An 18879-nucleotide genomic window follows, 5' to 3' on the forward strand; every position below is an offset into this window, starting at 1 on the left:
TGATAGGTCTATATTGTTAAAGAGCTTGCTTTACGAGAAGTTTTTCTCTCAAAGCGGAGGTGCATTCTAGCGATTTAATTGACAGTGTCAAACACTTTTTCAATTTATTTTTCGTAGAAGCTTTCACCTCTCCGACCCTGCTGAAGCCTTATCGCGTCTGCCGTGTCGGTGGATGCGCATTATAGGGAACTCAGATCCGTTCGCAACCCTTTTTTGAAAAAAAATGGAAAAAAATGACTGTTCGATGACTATTTCATCAAAAAAGCAAAAAAGAGGGTAAAAAACCCTCTTTTTCTGCCTTAAAAGCCGTATTTAAATGAATGCGTACGCGTCTGCGAACATACGTTCGCTCTTCGCTTTCTTGTTCTGAGTGAACTGTTCACGTGCTGCGCCAGCCATTTCAAAACGACCTGCAATATAGATATCGTAGTTTTCTAAGCTTTCGAAATCTTCAGCTACAGCTTGTAGCACGTTACCAACTTTACCTTGCCAGTCTGCAGGAGCTTCTTCTACTACTGGCACAAAGTGAACATTGGCAAACTTGTCGGCAATCTCGACCAGTTCGTCTTTAGCATAAAGCTGGCAGTTATCGCGCGCCCCCCAATATAAATAGATAGGATTGGTTTTATTCTGCGCTACGCAGTGATCCAGAATCGAGCGAACGTAACTGAAGCCTGTACCACCAGCAATTAATAATAATGGGCGTTCGCTTTCTTCTTGAACCCAAGCATCGCCATGTGGCGCATCAATTTCAATCTGACCATCAGTTTCAAGCGCCGCTTGCATTGCTTCGACAACTTCTTGTGCATAAGCGTTGTGTTCCGCCGCACCGATGTGCAGTTCAAGTTCACCTTCATGACGACAAGGGCTGCTTGCGATAGAGAAAGGACGTTTGTCTTTTTCACCCATCACCACCATTAGGTACTGACCCGCTTTAAAAGGCACTGGTGATTCTGGATGAAGAAGGATTTGGTAAGTATTACAAGCTAACGGCTGAATAGACTTTACTTTACATTGGATGGTCATGGTGTTCCTCTCGCTTACTCATCAAAAGTAAGCACTAAATTACTTTCTGTATAGGCTTGGCAAGGGAATATCCAACCTTGCTGTTGCTCTTTTTCGGTTAGCATCGGTTCGAGGTGGTAACTCACCTCGCCCGTTAGCTTTTTACACATACACATGGCGCAAGCGCCAACTTGGCAACGGTGTGGGAAGCGAATATTGTTGTTGAGCGCAGCTTCCAACACCGTCTCCCCTTCTTTTACTTGGAACCTAACGTCCATTGGTAGAAGGTGGACTTGATGACTCATAGAATACCTAACTGGTCCCAAATCTCATCGACTTTAGCCACAAGTTTAGGATCTTTTTTGATAGGCGTACCCCACTCGCGCGTGACTTCAGATTCGAACTTGTTGGTCGCATCCAGTCCTAATTTGGATGAACTCTCAGTCTTACCAAGCACTTGAATCGTGTCTCTATCTGGGTCCATTCGAGTTGTCACCGCCCAAATGATGTCATTCCAATCTCGTGCATTAACGTCATCGTCGCACAAAATGATGAATTTGTTATCCGTGTACTGAGCAAAGAAGCCCCATAGATGTTCCATCAATTCTTGGGATTGACCAGCTTGGTCTTTCTTCATAGTCACGACAGCAAATTGGTCGTTTGCTGTAACTGGAAGATAGACGTCAACAATCTCAGGGCGTTGCTGTTTCAACTCATTTAGTTCTGCTTCGGTAATCGCTTTGCTGTCTCGCTCAGTGACCTCGGTTCGCGTCGCCAGCTCGGCATCCCATTTAATGGTCGCATCCAAGCCCATTTTGGAGCCAAGCCCAACCACTGGTGAAGCAAAGTCGAGCGAGTCGATTGGCGTGTTATCTATCATCAAGGTATCACGTACAGGATCCATATGCTCTGACATGGCTTTCACGACATCATTCCAATCTCGTGCGTTTACCGATTCATCGCACACAATAACAAACTTGGTATACATGAATTGACGCAAGAAAGACCACACACCCATCATTACGCGCTTGGCATGTCCTGGGTACTGCTTCTTCATGGTGACGACTGCCATTCGGTACGAACAACCTTCTGGCGGTAGATAGAAGTCTTCAATCTCTGGGAATTGCTTTTGCAGAATCGGCACAAACACTTCGTTTAATGCCACACCCAATACAGCTGGTTCATCAGGCGGACGACCTGTGTAGGTGCTGTGATAAATAGGGTCTTTACGCATAGTAATGTGCGTAATGGTGAATACGTGGTGCTTTTCTTTTTCGTTATAGTAGCCAGTGTGGTCACCGTAAGGGCCTTCATCAGCAAACTCATTCGGGTCGATATAGCCTTCCATCACGATTTCCGCGCTCGCTGGAACTTCCAAATCATTACTGACTGACTTCACGACTTCCGTTTTGCTTCCACGTAGCAAACCTGCAAATGCGTATTCCGATAGCGTATCTGGCACTGGTGTTACTGCGCCAAGAATGGTTGCTGGGTCTGCACCAAACGCGACCGAAACTGGGAAAGGTTTACCTGGGTTGGTTTCCATCCAATCGCGCAGATCAAGCGCACCACCACGATGGGCTAACCAACGCATGATGATTTTGTTCTTGGCAATTTTCTGCTGACGGTAAATGCCTAGGTTCTGACGTTTCTTACTTGGACCTTTGGTTACGGTTAAGCCCCAAGTAAGCAGCGGCGCTACATCTTCTGCCCAGCAGCTCATTACCGGAATTTTATCCAAGTCGACTTCATCACCTTGCCAAACAATGTCTTGGCATGGTGCTTTACGTAAACGCTTAGCCGGCATGTTCAATACTTGTTTGAACACAGGCAGTTTTTCTAAAGCGTCTTTGAAGCCTTTTGGTGGCTCAGGTTCTTTTAAATAAGCCAGCAGCTTACCGACTTCTCTTAATTCTTTAACGTCTTCACGTCCCATGCCGATTGCGACACGCTCTGGTGTACCAAACAGGTTAGTCAAAACAGGTACGTCGTAGCCGATTGGGTTCTCAAACAACAGCGCAGGTCCACCAGCACGCAAGGTGCGGTCGCTGATTTCTGTCATTTCATAAGCGGGATCGACAGGGTGAGTGATGCGTTTAAGTCGACCTTTCTGTTCTAGGTGGTCGATAAATTCGCGTAAATCCTTAAAACTCATAGGCCTTCATGCTGGCTGATTAAACTGTCCGCAGTATAACAAATAGGAGGACGCTAAGATCCTCCTATTTTGTGTGGGTATGTGAGCAAGATTACTTTAATACTTGTTCAATCTGCCGAGTCTTTATCTGATGGTTCGAAGATACTAACTCTTCCAACCAGGTTTGATGCCCTTGTTGAGCAAGCTCTCGAGCAACCATGGTTGCTTCTTCTGATAACGCCATTTTTCTAACTAGAAACTGCTTTACTTGCGGAGATAGAGGGTTAGATTTTGTAAGTAGACTAATAGCTTCTGGCTTGAGTGATGGGTTAACTGTGGCATTCATCAATTGCTGAATGGAAAAAACGTCTCCAACCGCAGCTAAACGCTCAAGTTCGGACTGGCTGTTGTAATCGGCTTTCATCCGCCAGAGTAAATTGTACACTTCCTCATCCTGACTAACTTGTGCCAACCTGACTATCACGGCCGTCGAGGGTAACCAACTGGTCACATTTGCTTTGGTTAACTGGGCCGCTAATGCAGCAAGCGCGTTGGGTGATAAACTGTCTAACTCTCGAATCAAAAGCGCTTCACGCGCTTGAGCTTGTTGAGATGGCCCTGTAAGCCATTGCTTTAAGTTAAGCTCTCTTCGTTCAGCTTGTAAGACAAAGTCCAAGGTACTTTGGTCTTGTTTCCAACGCTTAATCAAGCGACTCGCAATAACGGGAAAGTTAAAAGCGGGTACACTAAATTCATACCCATCACCTCGCTCTAACACTTGATAAGTCGGGGTCATACGGATCTGGGACTCAACAAACAGAGCCATTCGAGGCGTGAGAATCACATCTTGCTTTTCAAGCTTTTCCAATAATTGAAAGCGCACCACCTCTTGTTGAGGCAAAGCAAGTCTATCAAGGGCAAATTTAAGCGAGTCGACTTCATCTCTGACAGCGTAATCAAGCAGTTCAGAGACTTTAGCCTGTATTTGAGTATCCTGAAGCCACTGCTCTACTACAGACTCATGCATTTCCTTGGCAGATAATGTCGCAGGTAGAGTGATAAGTGACAAGCTCAGGAGTAATGACGACAACATTCCTTGTTGCATGTTAACCTCCCGATAACATTTCCTTCATTCTGATACTTCTATCGGGAGAAAGCAATAAAAAAGCCACCGATATACGGTGGCTTTTCGCAGAATAACTTATCTGAGACTATTGACGACGCATCGCATCGAAGAACTCATCGTTGGTCTTCGTCATCGCTAGCTTATCGATTAGGAATTCCATTGCGTCGATTTCGCCCATTGGGTGAACGATCTTACGCAGAATCCACATCTTCTGTAGTTCGTCAGTCTTCGTCAGTAGCTCTTCACGACGTGTACCTGAGCGGTTGAAGTCAATCGCAGGGAATACACGCTTCTCAGCAATCTTACGGTTCAAGTGCAGTTCCATGTTACCTGTACCCTTGAACTCTTCGTAGATAACTTCATCCATTTTAGAACCAGTATCTACTAGTGCCGTTGCGATGATAGTTAGGCTGCCGCCTTCTTCTACGTTACGTGCAGCACCGAAGAAACGCTTAGGACGATGTAATGCGTTTGCATCCACACCACCAGTTAGTACTTTACCTGATGAAGGCACTACGGTGTTGTAAGCACGAGCTAGACGAGTGATAGAGTCAAGCAAGATAACCACGTCTTTCTTATGTTCAACAAGACGTTTTGCTTTCTCGATCACCATTTCCGCTACTTGTACGTGACGAGATGCTGGCTCATCGAAAGTCGACGCAACCACTTCACCTTTAACTAGGCGCTGCATCTCAGTTACTTCTTCTGGACGTTCGTCGATAAGAAGAACCATCAACTCACACTCTGGGTGGTTGTACGCGATGCTTTGCGCGATGTTTTGCAGAAGCATTGTTTTACCCGCTTTAGGCGGAGCAACAATCAGACCACGTTGACCTTTACCGATTGGCGATGCCAAGTCTAAAACACGTGCTGTAATGTCTTCTGTTGAACCGTTACCACGCTCCATAACCATGCGCTCATTCGCATGTAGAGGGGTAAGGTTTTCAAATAGGATCTTGTTACGGGCGTTGTCTGGTTTATCGTCGTTAACGGTATTGACTTTTAGAAGGGCAAAGTAACGTTCACCGTCTTTTGGTGGACGAATTTTACCAGCGATAGAGTCACCAGTACGTAGGTTAAAGCGACGAATCTGACTTGGTGATACGTAGATATCGTCCGGACCCGCAAGGTATGAACTATCTGCACTGCGTAGGAAACCAAAGCCGTCTTGCAGAATTTCCAGAACCCCATCGCCAAAGATGTCTTCGCCGCCTTTAGCGTGCGCTTTTAAAATCGCGAAGATGATGTCTTGTTTTCTTAAGCGAGCTAGGTTCTCTAATCCTAAGCTTTCGCCCAGTTTTACAAGGTCAGACACAGGTCTGTTCTTCAGTTCGGTAAGGTTCATGGTGGTGGATTCTTGTTTAGTCAAAATAAGATCTGTTTTCTAGTTAAGATGGATTTGGTCTCAGGATCGACCAAGAAGAGAAATTTGTTCAATTAACGCGCGATAAGTTAGCACTAATTAGTATTCTAGTCCAGAGTTAGAAAAACAAAACCGTGCATTGTAACTTTGCACGGTTTTATCTGTAATCACTTGGTGATTATAAGTTTGCGTCTAGGAACTCTTTTAGTTGAGTTTTAGACAGAGCACCTACTTTCGTTGCCGCTACGTTACCATCTTTAAATAGTAATAGCGTTGGAATGCCGCGAATACCAAACTTAGGTGGTGTACCTGCGTTATGGTCGATGTTTAGTTTACCGATAGTGAGTTTGCCTTCGTACTCGTCTGCGATTTCGTCCAAAATAGGAGCGATCATTTTACAAGGACCACACCATTCTGCCCAAAAATCCACTAGAACCGGGCCTGCAGCGTTGATTACATCGTTTTCAAAACCGTCATCAGTTAGCTGCAAAATCTTATCACTCATCTTCCACTCCAATGTGTTTTTCGAAACTGGTTGGATGATAACCAGTAATTAGATGCCCTATTGGAATGTATTTACTTTCGTATTGCAAGCTTTAGCTGATATTCTATAGCCATGAAAAAGACGCATATCACAGAGCAAAAGTTCGCCGATTTGGGCTTAAAGCCCCAAGTTATTGAAGGATTGGACAAAAAAGGGTTCGAATTTTGTACCCCTATCCAAGCCTTGGCGTTGCCGGTCCTGCTCACCGGCCAAGACATCGCAGGCCAGGCCCAAACGGGTACTGGTAAAACGCTCGCGTTTCTTACTGCTACGTTCAACCACCTTCTGACGACTCCGGAACATGAAGGTCGTAAGCCTACACAGCCACGCGCAATTATTATGGCGCCTACACGTGAGCTCGCTATTCAGATTTACAATGATGCAGAATCATTAACTGAAAGCACAGGTCTAAAAACCGCTCTAGCTTACGGTGGTGAAAGCTACGACAAGCAACTTGCGAAACTGCAAGACGGCGTAGATATTCTGATCGGAACAACAGGCCGTATCATCGATTTCTACAAACAGCGCGTATTTAACCTCAACAACATTCAAGCTGTTGTTCTGGACGAAGCCGACCGCATGTTCGATCTTGGCTTTATTAAAGACATTCGCTTCTTGTTCCGTCGTATGCCTGAGCCAAAAGAGCGTTTGAACATGCTGTTCTCAGCAACGCTGTCTTACCGCGTTCAAGAACTGGCATTCGAACACATGAATACTCCTGAGCATGTCGTTGTCGAACCAGAACAAAAAACTGGCCACCGTATCCAGGAAGAGCTTTTCTATCCTTCGAATGAAGACAAAATGGCGCTGCTTCAAACACTAATTGAAGAAGAGTGGCCAGATCGCGCTATCATTTTTGCCAATACCAAGCATAAGTGTGAATCGGTTTGGGGTCATTTGGCTGCCGATGGACACCGTGTAGGCCTTCTTACTGGCGATGTACCGCAGAAGAAGCGTGAGAAGATTCTTGAGCAATTCACCAAAGGTGATGTCGACATCCTAGTTGCAACTGACGTTGCAGCGCGTGGCCTGCATATTCCTCAGGTAACGCACGTTTTCAACTACGACCTTCCTGACGACTGTGAAGATTATGTTCACCGTATTGGCCGTACTGGTCGCGCTGGTGCGAGCGGTCATTCGATCAGTTTTGCTTGTGAAGAGTACGCGGTTAACCTACCAGCAATCGAAGAATACATTGAGCATACAATCCCAGTTTCAGAGTACGATTCGTCGGCACTGATTCAAGATCTACCGGCTCCGATTCGTATGCGTGCACCACGCAACCAACAGCGCCGCACGAATACTGGCGGTACCCGTTCTGGTAACCGTAAGCCGCAGGGACGTCGTCCACGCCAACCGCGTCAATCGGCCCCAAAACAATCGTAATAGGAAACTGAGTTCGTTTTATGAGTCAAGCAGGATCATCACCGCTATATGCCGCCATCGACCTCGGGTCGAACAGTTTTCACATGCTCGTTGTGCGTCACATCGATGGCAGCGTTCAAACAATGGCTAAAATTAAGCGCAAAGTTCGTCTAGCAGCGGGCTTAGATGAACATAATTCTCTTAGTATGGAAGCTATGCAGCGAGGATGGGACTGCTTAAGTCTATTTGCGGAACGCTTGCAGGACATTCCTAAACAAAACATTCGCATCGTCGGTACTGCAACATTACGTACCGCGACCAATGTAGATGTGTTTTTAGAAAAGGCTAACCAAATTCTAGGCCAGCCTATCGAAGTGATTACTGGTGAAGAAGAAGCTGCCACGATCTATAAAGGTGTCGCTCACACCTCTGGCGGTAGTGGTCGTCGCCTTGTAGTCGATATCGGTGGAGCAAGTACCGAACTGATTATCGGTGAAGGTTTCGAAGCCAAAGCACTGACCAGCTTAAAAATGGGCTGCGTGACTTGGCTTGAAAACTTCTTTAAAGATCGCCAATTGAATGCTCGTAACTTTGACGCGGCAATTGAAGGAGCGAAACAGACCATCCAGCCGATTTTAGAACGTTATACTGAAATTGGTTGGGATGTGTGCGTTGGTGCATCAGGCACTGTTCAGGCATTGCAAGAGATAATGCTGGCGCAAGGCATGGACGAAGTAATCACTCACTCCAAACTCAAGCGTCTACAGAAGCAAGCCATGTTGGCCGACCATTTAGAAGAGCTCGATATTGAAGGCTTAACACTTGAGCGTGCATTAGTGTTCCCTAGTGGCCTCTCTATTTTGATTGCCGTTTTTGAGTTGCTTGAAATCGATGCTATGACACTGGCTGGCGGCGCACTACGCGAAGGCTTAGTGTATGAGATGGTTGAAGAGCTTCGTCAAGAAGACATTCGTGCCCGCACTATCGCTAGCGTACAAAATCGTTATCAGCTCGATCACCAATACGGCGAACAAGTCGCTACTCTGGCACACACGCTTTTACAGCAAGCTGGGGGCGATGAGTGGATTACAGAGCCTCAGGGCAAGATATTACTCGAGACCGCCGCAAAACTGCATGAAATTGGTTTAACTATCGATTTCAAAAAAGGCGGAGAGCATAGTGCTTACTTGCTGCAGAATTTGGATCTGCCTGGTTACACGCGCGCACAGAAGTTCTTTATTGGTGAAGTGGCTCGTCGCTATCGCGAACAGCTCACTTCTTTACCTGAGCAGCATGCATTATCAGGCTCAAGTGCCAAACGAGTATTGAGACTGTTGCGTCTTGCGGTTCTACTCAGCCATCGTCGCAATCCTGATCTAGAGCCAAATGTGACTCTAACGGTTGAAGGCGACGATCTAACGTTACACATTGATGCGCAATGGCTAGAGAAAAACCCACTGACTGCGGCTGAGTTGGAAATTGAATCCAACCGTCAGACAGACATCGGCTGGCCATTAAATATCGTAGCAAAATAAGCGAATATCACTGCCTTACAATACTAAGGCCCAGGCGTTCGCTTGGGCTTTTTTGCTTCTACTTCCCCTACAAAACGTGCTGCCCAGCAAAAATCTCAGCTTCTCCGCTCTACATCGAAAAACAGCCATGCTTTATTGATAAACACAATTTAGCCAACCAAGATGCACCATCATGAAAACCGTTTTAATGACTGGCTTAACTGGCACCCTCGCCCCAAAAGTCGCTCATCAGTTTCACCTACGCGGCTGGAACATATTGGAGTGGAATCACCACCAAATCTCACCAGATGATCCAGAGCAAAGTGAACAATTTTGGCAGCAACACCACATCAATGTGGTGTGCCATATGGCGATGGGAAGTGAAGAGTGGGCAGCATGGCTCGGTGAACACTGCAAACAGCGCAACATTCCTTACCTCTTTGTCAGCACAGCAATGGTATTTGATGCCACAAAAAACGGGCCTTATGGCATCTTTGAAGAAAGAAACACCCAAGATGATTACGGCAAATACAAAGTTCGTTGTGAAGATGCAATCTGGCAAGCAAATCCAGATGCGATGGTTGCTCGAATTGGTTGGCAGCTCCATCACCAAGCAGAAGGCAATAACATGTTGGCGCATCTCGACCGCCAATATGAAGAGTACGGCGTTATTACCGCTAGCACAGCTTGGTATCCCGCGACTTCTCATATGGACGATACTGCACTCGCCTTTTTGCAGCTTATTGAGCGGAACGAAGCCGGTTTATACCATCTTGATAGCAACTTAAAGGATAAGTGGAATTTCTACGAACTCGTTTGTGCACTCAAGCAGCATTACAACAAGCCATGGCAAGTGCTGCCAAGCAATGATTATCACCATGACCAACGTCTAACAGATGAACGAATTGCCTTGCCGCCATTGAGTGAACGTTTCAACAAGCCAGAGCAAATCAAACAAGCTGGCATCATAGGCATCAACTGGGGACGCACGCACATTCCCCACTATCGAAACAATGGTGTATCGGTCACAACGTTATGCGCCAACCAAATAGAACCGCTTCAGCAAGCGTGCAGTGAGGAAGCAATCCTAAAGGCAGAAACGAACATCAGCGCACTCAAACAACTCGATGTCGTGACCATCGCGACACCTGCGCATACTCATGCAGAGATCATAAAGACGTTAGGTTCAACCAAGCTGATTTGTGAAAAGCCATTGGTGGGATTGAATTCCGACATCACTCACTGGCAGCAACCGAACTCCAACCTATTGGTTAATTACGCCTTTGCTCAGCTAGAGACCGCCAAGACGATAGAGAAGTGGCTCGCCTCGCAAATCCAACCTTGTGTGGTCAATCTAGTCACCCAAGTTAATCTACCAGGCACCTTCACGCTCAAAGAGTGGTTTCTTGAGACAGCTAGCCACCCTATTTCTTGGTTGCTGCATTGCTTCGGAGACTACTCTCAATCAACACTGGTTGAGGAAAACGGCCAACTGATCGTTGAGCTGCAATGTGACGACCACCAGCTAAGGTTTGTATTTGAACTAACAGGTGAACCGGGCATCGAGCACAATCTAACGATTCAATCCAACCAGACCTTAACCAGCAAAGGCTACTACCGTGTCGGAGAAAAATGGCGTTTCGAGCCCATTCTCGTTAATGGCAACGCGATAAATGATGGAGAGTACAGCGAGTCTGATTGCTGGCAGGACGCCAATCAACGCAGTGTCGGTTTGATGTTGGCGATGTTCAATCAAAGCATCAGTTGGGAGAACGGCCTGCAACTTGGCGCCTTCGATGCGCAAAAAGCCATTTTGATTGAGAAGACGCTCCGTTAGCCATTTCACCAACTAGCTTCCTCTACGTTCCGTAACTTCGATAAAAAGGTCTCACTCGGGACCTTTTTTATTACTCCATTTTTACCTTTGTACAGCTTAGGGAGCTTTTGGACACCCATGATCTAATTACTCCCCATGCTGTACAAAACCCTCTAACCCCAAGTAAACAGGCACAAAAAAGCCGCTTGATTTGAGCAAGCGGCTTTCGGGGTTCCCACTGATATTAAGACTGAACGCTTGTGGTCACCTTAAAGTCAGGGTTCACCGCAGTCAGCTTCTTAATTAGGTAATTCAGTAGTACGCCATACATAGGAACGAACAAACCAAGACTAATAATCAGTTTGAAGCCGTAATCCACCAGCGCGATTTCCGTCCAATGCTCAGCCATAAATGGATCTGGGCTTTGGTAGAACGCAATGGCGAAGAAAGCGATGGTATCAAGTGCATTACCGAAAAGCGTTGAACACGTTGGTGCCACCCACCATTGCTTCATTTGACGTAGGCGGTTGAACACATGCACATCCATGATCTGACCAAGTAGGTACGCCATGAAGCTAGCAATCGCGATACGAGCAACGAATAAGTTAAATTCCCCTAGGTGGCCAAAACCTTGGAATTGACCTTCGAAGAACACCACCGATAAGAAGTAAGACACTGCCAAAGCAGGCAACATCACTAAGAAGATGATCTTACGTGCCAACTGAGCACCGAAAATACGCACAGTTAAGTCAGTCGCTAAGAAGATAAATGGGAAAGTGAATGCACCCCAAGTGGTATGGAAACCGAAAATAGTAAACGGTAGCTGAACTAGGTAATTGCTAGATGCAATAATGACTAGGTGGAATAGAGCCAGATAGATAAGGGCGTTGCGCTGCTGCGCAGGGGTAAAGTTACTCATGCGATACCTTTTTAGTTTGGTTTGGGGGTGAGGGAACCCAAATCGAGTCACTGAATAAAGTGGCTCTTACCAACAATGTAAAATGAAAAATAAACTGGCTTGGCTCATTCCGAGCGAAGCGGTGGGCGATTATACATTAACCACTTTTCGCCGCAAGTCGTCTGTCTTACGCAAACGTTTGAGCATAAAAAAGGGTGTTTCATGTGAAACACCCTTTCTAAAAAAACTCTATTTTTAAAAACCGCGTTGGAACAATCCTGCGAGATAATTCAGCTCTTCCCTGCTCTCTTCAATCGCTAAAGCTTCAAACCAAATCGCTTCGCTGTAATGCTCTGCTTTCATAAACAGTCGGCAACCTTCAAAGTCAATCAACCAAGAGTGAATGTCCGCATCCCACTGTTTTTCCACCACAGTAGCAGAAAGCAAGCCGACTAAACGCTCACCTAAAGCAGGAAAGCTATCAAGGTCAAAGCTCGGCGCGGTAATGATTAAGCGCCCTTCTTGTGCCATGTAATCCGCTAAGCCAAATTCCTTTTGCATCTTGGTTCCTTATCCGTGGTGAGTAATGTGTTCTTGAATCAAATCGAGGAATGGGTCGGCGTACTTCTCTAGTTTGCGCTGACCAACGCCACTCACTGCCAGCATTTCGCCGTAAGACGTTGGCAAGATCTCCGCCATATCAATCAGAGTCGCGTCACTAAAGACCACGTATGGTGGCAAACCATCTTCATCAGCAATCGATTTACGCAGCTTGCGTAACTTAGCAAATAGCTTCTTGTCGTAGTTCTTACTGGTCAGTTTTTCCGACTTCGCCGCACGTGCTGCGGTGTCTAAACGTGGAACCGCTAACTCCAGAGTCACATCGCCACGCAACAACGGACGCGCCTCTTCGGTAAGTTGCAACGTTGAGTTACGAGTGATGTTTTGGAACAGCAGCCCTTTGTGGATTAACTGACGGAAAATACTCACCCAGTAATCGTGGCTATGATCGCGCCCTATCGCGTAAGTAGAAATCTTATCGTGCCCATTTTCACGTACACGAATGTTTTGCATGCCACGTAGCACTTCTACCACGTAGCCCATACCAAAGCTCTGATTAACACGGTACACACAAGACAATGCCTTACGCGCTTCTTCCGTGGCATCAAAGTGTTTCGGTGGATCTAAGCAAATATCGCAGTTGCCACATGGCTTCTCACGATACTCACCAAAGTAATTCAATAGCACCTGACGACGACAAGTCTGCGCCTCAGCAAAGGCACTCATCGCATTCAGTTTGTGGGTTTCCACCTGCTTCTGTGGACCATCGTCTTTCTCATCCAACATACGGCGCAGCCAACTGATGTCCGCTGGGTCATACAACATCATGGCTTCCGCAGGTAGACCATCACGCCCTGCACGACCTGTTTCCTGATAGTAAGACTCGATGTTGCGCGGGATATCAAAGTGAACCACAAAACGCACGTTTGGTTTGTTGATGCCCATACCGAATGCCACGGTCGCCACTACAATTTGAATGTCATCACGTTGGAAAGCTTCTTGAACGTAAGCGCGCTCATCAGCGTCCATACCTGCGTGATAACCAGCAGCACGAATGTGGTTGTTGCACAGCTTCTCGGTCACCATCTCAACTTTCTTACGGCTACCACAATAGATGATGCCGCAATTCCCCTTTTGGGTTTCAAGATAACGAACGATTTGCGAAACCGGCTTGTGCTTCTCAACTAAGTTGTAGCGAATGTTGGGACGGTCGAAGCTGCCTAGATAAACCTCTGGATTATTCAGTTGCAGACGCTCAAGAATATCTCGACGCGTTGCGTCATCCGCCGTCGCCGTCAGCGCCATAAATGGCACATGGGAAAACTGCTGCTTGAGTTGACCAAGCGCGGCGTATTCTGGACGAAAATCGTGTCCCCACTGGGAAATACAGTGCGCTTCATCGACAGCAATCATCGATAACGGCAGGTTTTCCAAGCGCTCAATGAAATCACGCATCAATACGCGTTCTGGCGAGACGTACACCAACTTAAGATGACCAGTGTGCATGCGGTTATACACGCTGAGCAGCTCTTCGCGAGGCATGGTCGAGTTAATGCACTCAGCCGCTACACCGTTGGCTTTAAGCTGGTCCACTTGGTCCTTCATCAACGAGATAAGCGGAGAAATGACCAAAGTAATGCCAGAGCGAACCAAAGCAGGGATTTGATAACACAGCGACTTACCGCCACCAGTAGGCAGGATAACTAAGCTGTCGCGACCTTCTACCGCAGCGTCAATCACCAACTGCTGACCATCACGGAACTCTTGGTAACCAAACACATCCTCCAACACACGTTGAGGCGTTACAGGCGAATCAGATTGTTCGGCTAACAAGGTCGAGGTCATGAAAAGTCTCAGATTGGGTCTTAAAAAAGAGGTGCTTATGCATACCACTGGCACACAAAGTGAGGGCACATTGTAATGGGGTTTCATGGTGAATAAAACCGCAAATTGTTAGGTGTTTCGCATCACGACTCGTATACTGATTTTCTGCTCTATAAAACACACAATTAGGTGACACTTCATGACACCAGAAGACGAACAACAACGCGCGCGGCAAGGCATCTTGCTAGCGATTGGCGCGTATACCATGTGGGGCATTGCGCCGATGTACTTTAAGTCCATCGCACAAGTATCTCCTTTGGAAATTCTAAGCCACCGAGTGATATGGTCTTTCTTTTTGCTTGCTGCACTCCTCCATTTTGGCCGTCACTGGCGCTCGGCTTACCACATCGCGAAAGACAAAACGAAAATCGCTTACCTGATCGCAAGTTCCATGTTAATTGGCGGCAATTGGTTGATTTTCATTTGGGCGGTAAACTCGAATCATATGCTCGACGCCAGCTTAGGTTATTACATTAACCCACTGATCAACGTCTTACTCGGGATGGTATTTTTGGGAGAGAGACTGCGTAAATTACAGTGGTTCGCGGTTGTATTGGCAGGTTGTGGCGTACTCGTTCAACTGATTGTATTTGGCTCCGTACCTGTTGTTGCGATGGCGTTAGCAATGAGCTTCGGCTTTTATGGCTTATTAAGAAAGAAAGTCAGTGTCGATGCAAAAACTGGCTTGTTTATCGAGACATTACTTCTGCTGCCGGTGGCCGCTGTTTATTTGCTTTTTATTGCCGATACACCAACCTCAAATATGCTTACGAATCCACTTACGTTAAATAGTTTGTTGATCGCTGCTGGGGTTATAACAACCCTGCCACTGCTGTGCTTTACGGGTGCAGCAACAAGACTCAAATTATCGACTTTGGGCTTTTTCCAATATATAGGCCCAAGCTTAATGTTTTTACTTGCAGTATTGATGTATGGCGAACCCTTTACCATGGATAAAGCGATCACTTTCGTCTTTATTTGGGGAGCACTAGTCGTGTTTAGCTTTGATGGATTACGTAATAACCGTCGCTCACGCCGAATCGTTCAGCCACAGTGATCGTTTTTTACAAGACAAGTTAGAAATTGCCAGATAAGCTTGGTCATAATGTGACCAAGCTTTTTTTTGTTTAATGGAACATATTCAGTACTACGCAACCGACCATGACAACTTGAGTCTAATAGAGGCGAAATACCAGAAATTTGCTTTTCAAAGGCATTACCATCTGGATTTTCATCTCGGCCTGATCACGCATGGTGCGCAGAAGTTCCAATATCAAGGTAACAACCACCAAGTTGGTCACGGGCAAATTGTGATTATGCCGCCGGATGAGCTGCACGACGGGCAATCTAAGCTCGAAAGTGGCTACGAAGTAAATGTGTTTGCGATCGAGCCTCACCTATTGAGCGATCTGGCTGATCTTAAGCAAAACGGTCAAATAATACACTTCAACGAGCTGATCATCTCGGATCCACAGATATTTTCACAACTTAGTAACTTACACGGGCTACTTCGTCGTGAAAACCTCAGCCAACTCACCAAAGATTGCCTTCCTTTTGAAGGATTTAACCAGCTTTTTGATCGCTACGGATCGCTTGAGCGACAAAAAGTGGTGCCGCTAGGAAACCAATCGCTTGGGACGTTAAAAGATTATCTAATGGCTAACCTTGACCAAGCGGTGCGTTTGGATTCGCTATCAGAGCTGTGCCAACTGAGCCCAACGCAGTTCCAGCGCCACTTTAAAGCGCAAACTGGCATGACGCCTTATGCATGGTTCGCACGCCTGCGCCTCGAACAAGGCATGAAGTTACTGCAAGCTGGTCAATGTGGTACCGACGTCGCCCACCAGATCGGTTTCTACGATCAAGCGCATTTCAGCAAAGCGTTTAAACAGACCTACGGCGTTTCCCCTTCTCAAGTGGCTCGTTAATTTCATTTACCGAGAAAGCTGTCAGTTTTTTACAAGCGCCACAGGTGACTTACCACGACAATAGCCGCATTGGTTAAATTTGAGATGTGTTATGAATGAATCCACCATATTGCTGACACTCGCCAGCATTCACTTTATTGCCCTAATGAGTCCAGGTCCGGACTTTGCGCTGGTCGTACAAAATGCGACGCGTCATGGTCGTCAAACTGGCTTGTACATTGCGTTGGGATTGTCCGTCGGTATTTTGCTGCACTCTTTGTTCAGCCTGACAGGTGTGAGTTTTGTCGTCCACCAGCACCCAGTGCTGTATTCCGTGGTACAACTGCTCGGTGGTAGTTACCTGCTCTACTTAGGAATTGGCGCATTGCGTGCCGTGATCTCGATGATCCAAAACCCACAGACGGATCAACCTAAGAAGCAAAATAACCTAGTGATCAGCAATAAGCGTCAAGCGTTTGCTAAAGGGTTTGCGACCAACATTCTTAACCCAAAAGCCCTGGTGTTCTTTGTCAGTTTGATGTCGAGTTTAGTCCCAGCAGGTATGTCGATTACTGGCAAAGGTATTGCACTGGTCATCCTGTTTGGCTTGTCGCTATTCTGGTTCTCTAGCCTTGCATGGATGCTGTCGACACAGCGCTTACAGCGTAAATTGCAACAAGCGGGTATCTACATCGACGGTCTATGCGGCGTGGTATTTACTCTAGTGGGCGGCAGTATTCTATACCAAACTATCAATACTTTTATCGGATAAAGTACTGATTTAAAAGCGTAGCACAATCGACATTTCTAAGATTGCTGACTCGACGTGACTCTCCATAACTGCCAAGCTCAAAGCACAAAACTGGCAACATGGAGAGTCATCATGCATTGGACGTTCAACCGACTCGTGACCACGGGTCTTTTTCTTACTTCCCCACTAATCTTATCTACCTCAGTCTTTGCTAACCAAGCAGCAGATGCGGTTGCGCCGGAGCACAGCACTGGCTTCGAGCAAAAACAATTGATCAAAGCGAAAGATTATATGGTTACCGCTGCTAACCCAATTGCAACCCAAGCTGGTGCGGATGTTATTGCCCAAGGTGGTAATGCTATTGATGCTATGGTTGCCGTGCAGCTGATGCTGGGCTTGGTAGAACCGCAATCATCAGGTATTGGTGGTGGCGCCTTCTTAGTGTATTGGGACAGTGAGAAACAAAAACTAACTACGTATGATGGACGCGAAACCGCACCGCTCGCCGCGACGCCGAAACTCTTTTTAGACGAAAAAGGACAACCCCTACAATTTTACGATGCGGTTGTCGGCGGGCGCTCCGTTGCCACTCCTGGTACAGTGAAACTGCTGTGGGACACGCACCAGAAATACGGCAAGTTGGAATGGAAGAAGATCATCCAACCCGTGATTACCTTGGCTGAGCAAGGTTTCGAAGTCAGTCCTCGCCTCGCGAGTCTGATTGAGAAAGATACTAAGCGCCTATCACGCTTCCCTGCGACTAAGGCTTACTTCTTCAATCCAGACGGCTCACCAAAAACCGAAGGCACGTTGTTGAAGAACCCTGAATACGCGCAAACTCTGACGGCAATTGCAGAGCAAGGGGCAAAAGCTTTCTATCAAGGCGATATCGCTACAGACATCATCAAGACCGTACAGAATGCACCGGGCAATCCTGGCGTATTGGCACAACCTGACTTTGATGCGTTCCAAATCAAGCAACGTGAGCCGGTTTGTGCGGCTTATCAAAGCTATGATATCTGCGGCATGGGACCACCTAGCTCTGGCGCATTGACGGTTGGACAGATTCTCGCGATCACCGAGCAATACGATCTTAAAGGTTGGGGAGCCGAAAGCGCGAAATCATGGCAAGTGATCGCCGATGCATCGCGCCTTGCGTTCGCGGATCGTGGTAAATACATGGCTGACCAAGATTATGTGCCAATGCCAACCGAAGGCTTGCTTGATAAAGATTATCTCAAACAACGTGCTGAGCTCATTCAAGTCGGTAAAGCCTTGAGTAAGGCTGAAGCCGGTAATCCTCCTTGGTCGCACGCCATGAACTTAAGCATGGACCAATCGATCGAGCTGCCTTCCACCAGCCATTTCAATATCGTCGATAAGCAAGGCAATGTGGTTTCAATGACAACAACCATCGAGAACGCCTTTGGCTCACGCTTGATGGTACGCGGCTTCTTGCTCAATAACGAACTGACCGATTTCTCTTTCCGCACGCATCAAGATGGTGTGCCAATCGCGAACCGCTTAGAACCGGGAAAACGCCCACGTTCATCCATGGCACCAACCATTATGATGAAGGATGACAAACCTTACATGGCAATTGGCTCACCGGGTGGCAGCCGCATTATTGGTTACGTCGCACAAGCCATTATCGCCCACACGCAATGGGATATGGACATCCAAAGCGCGATTAATCAGCCACGATTGCTGAACCGTTTTGGCACCTTAGATATTGAGCAAGGTACCGCCGCAGAGGGCTTACAGCCTGCTCTGGAGAAGATGGGCTTTAAAACCGATGTTCGGGATTTGAATTCTGGTCTGCATGCGATACGAATAACAAAAGACGGTCTTGAAGGCGCTGCGGATCCAAGACGTGAAGGTGCCGCTATCGGGCAGTAAGAGTCTTTCGCTCGACCCCTTGTGCGAGATCTCTCACAAAGGGTTGAGCAAACCTCTCTTTTTTAATGGTAAAACCGTACAACAAAGATAATAAGCCATTGAATTTAATACT

Annotated in this window: 16 protein-coding genes; 7 read left to right on the forward strand and 9 right to left on the reverse strand. The window is 46.8% G+C overall.

The window, feature by feature from the left end; translation table 11 throughout:
- Positions 1–312: 312 nt before the first annotated feature.
- From fre to trxA, 6 genes are all read right to left on the reverse strand, one after another.
- Positions 313–1026 (reverse strand): NAD(P)H-flavin reductase, encoded by a 714-nt coding sequence (gene fre / locus R7Z78_RS22990; RefSeq protein WP_005382872.1) that lies wholly within the window; start codon positions 1024–1026, stop codon positions 313–315.
- Between the two features lie 14 nt (positions 1027–1040).
- Positions 1041–1310 carry a 2Fe-2S iron-sulfur cluster-binding protein gene (locus tag R7Z78_RS22995; RefSeq protein ID WP_012126600.1) on the reverse strand — a complete coding sequence of 90 codons (270 nt, stop codon included), beginning with the start codon at positions 1308–1310 and terminating at the stop codon, positions 1041–1043.
- The gene (gene ubiD, locus R7Z78_RS23000; RefSeq protein WP_104975684.1) at positions 1307–3160 is read right to left on the reverse strand and encodes a 4-hydroxy-3-polyprenylbenzoate decarboxylase; all 1854 of its coding nucleotides are present in this window, start codon (positions 3158–3160) and stop codon (positions 1307–1309) included. The genes R7Z78_RS22995 and ubiD overlap by 4 nt, the downstream gene beginning before the upstream one ends.
- Positions 3161–3251: 91 nt before the next feature.
- Complete coding sequence (locus R7Z78_RS23005; RefSeq protein WP_054575528.1) at positions 3252–4244, reverse strand: hypothetical protein; 993 nt, start codon at positions 4242–4244, stop codon at positions 3252–3254.
- Between the two features lie 106 nt (positions 4245–4350).
- Positions 4351–5610, reverse strand: coding sequence for a transcription termination factor Rho (gene rho, locus R7Z78_RS23010; protein WP_005378757.1), 1260 nt, complete (start codon positions 5608–5610; stop codon positions 4351–4353).
- A 196-nt stretch (positions 5611–5806) separates the two neighbouring features.
- Positions 5807–6133: a thioredoxin TrxA gene (trxA, locus tag R7Z78_RS23015; protein ID WP_004745500.1), complete on the reverse strand. Its 327-nt coding sequence runs from the start codon at positions 6131–6133 to the stop codon at positions 5807–5809.
- Between the two features lie 111 nt (positions 6134–6244).
- On the opposite strand from trxA, the gene rhlB reads away from it, so the two are divergent.
- The 3 genes from rhlB (at position 6245) to R7Z78_RS23030 (ending at position 10888) form a co-directional block, all read left to right on the forward strand.
- Positions 6245–7558 carry an ATP-dependent RNA helicase RhlB gene (gene rhlB / locus R7Z78_RS23020; RefSeq protein WP_054577300.1) on the forward strand — a complete coding sequence of 438 codons (1314 nt, stop codon included), beginning with the start codon at positions 6245–6247 and terminating at the stop codon, positions 7556–7558.
- 20 nt (positions 7559–7578) lie between these two features.
- On the forward strand, positions 7579–9072 hold the full coding sequence (gene gppA / locus R7Z78_RS23025) for a guanosine-5'-triphosphate,3'-diphosphate diphosphatase (protein ID WP_104975685.1): 1494 nt from the start codon (positions 7579–7581) through the stop codon (positions 9070–9072).
- 172 nt (positions 9073–9244) lie between these two features.
- The gene (locus tag R7Z78_RS23030; RefSeq protein ID WP_104975686.1) at positions 9245–10888 is read left to right on the forward strand and encodes a sugar nucleotide-binding protein; all 1644 of its coding nucleotides are present in this window, start codon (positions 9245–9247) and stop codon (positions 10886–10888) included.
- A gap of 223 nt (positions 10889–11111) precedes the next feature.
- On the opposite strand, the gene R7Z78_RS23035 is transcribed toward R7Z78_RS23030, so the two are convergent.
- The 3 genes from R7Z78_RS23035 to recQ all read right to left on the reverse strand — a co-directional run bounded on the left by R7Z78_RS23035 (position 11112) and on the right by recQ (position 14171).
- Positions 11112–11786 carry a 7-cyano-7-deazaguanine/7-aminomethyl-7-deazaguanine transporter gene (locus R7Z78_RS23035; RefSeq protein WP_104975687.1) on the reverse strand — a complete coding sequence of 225 codons (675 nt, stop codon included), beginning with the start codon at positions 11784–11786 and terminating at the stop codon, positions 11112–11114.
- Between the two features lie 234 nt (positions 11787–12020).
- Positions 12021–12326 (reverse strand): DUF3630 family protein, encoded by a 306-nt coding sequence (locus tag R7Z78_RS23040; RefSeq protein ID WP_104975688.1) that lies wholly within the window; start codon positions 12324–12326, stop codon positions 12021–12023.
- Between the two features lie 9 nt (positions 12327–12335).
- Positions 12336–14171, reverse strand: coding sequence for an ATP-dependent DNA helicase RecQ (gene recQ, locus R7Z78_RS23045; RefSeq protein WP_104975689.1), 1836 nt, complete (start codon positions 14169–14171; stop codon positions 12336–12338).
- Positions 14172–14349: 178 nt separating this feature from the next.
- Here recQ and rarD point away from each other — a divergent pair, with 178 nt between their 5' ends.
- The 4 genes from rarD (at position 14350) to ggt (ending at position 18767) form a co-directional block, all read left to right on the forward strand.
- Complete coding sequence (gene rarD / locus R7Z78_RS23050; RefSeq protein ID WP_005378774.1) at positions 14350–15267, forward strand: EamA family transporter RarD; 918 nt, start codon at positions 14350–14352, stop codon at positions 15265–15267.
- 73 nt (positions 15268–15340) lie between these two features.
- Positions 15341–16138 (forward strand): AraC family transcriptional regulator, encoded by a 798-nt coding sequence (locus R7Z78_RS23055; RefSeq protein ID WP_104975690.1) that lies wholly within the window; start codon positions 15341–15343, stop codon positions 16136–16138.
- Positions 16139–16229: 91 nt separating this feature from the next.
- Positions 16230–16889, forward strand: a complete 660-nt coding sequence (locus R7Z78_RS23060; protein WP_017633799.1) for a LysE family translocator — start codon at positions 16230–16232, stop codon at positions 16887–16889.
- A 111-nt stretch (positions 16890–17000) separates the two neighbouring features.
- Entirely contained in the window at positions 17001–18767 is a 1767-nt protein-coding gene (gene ggt, locus R7Z78_RS23065) for a gamma-glutamyltransferase (protein WP_104975691.1), read from the forward strand.
- The last annotated feature ends 112 nt before the right edge of the window (positions 18768–18879 follow it).

The organism is Vibrio sp. 1167 (assembly GCF_033340375.1).
In the GTDB taxonomy this organism is placed as follows: Bacteria; Pseudomonadota; Gammaproteobacteria; order Enterobacterales; family Vibrionaceae; genus Vibrio; species Vibrio alginolyticus.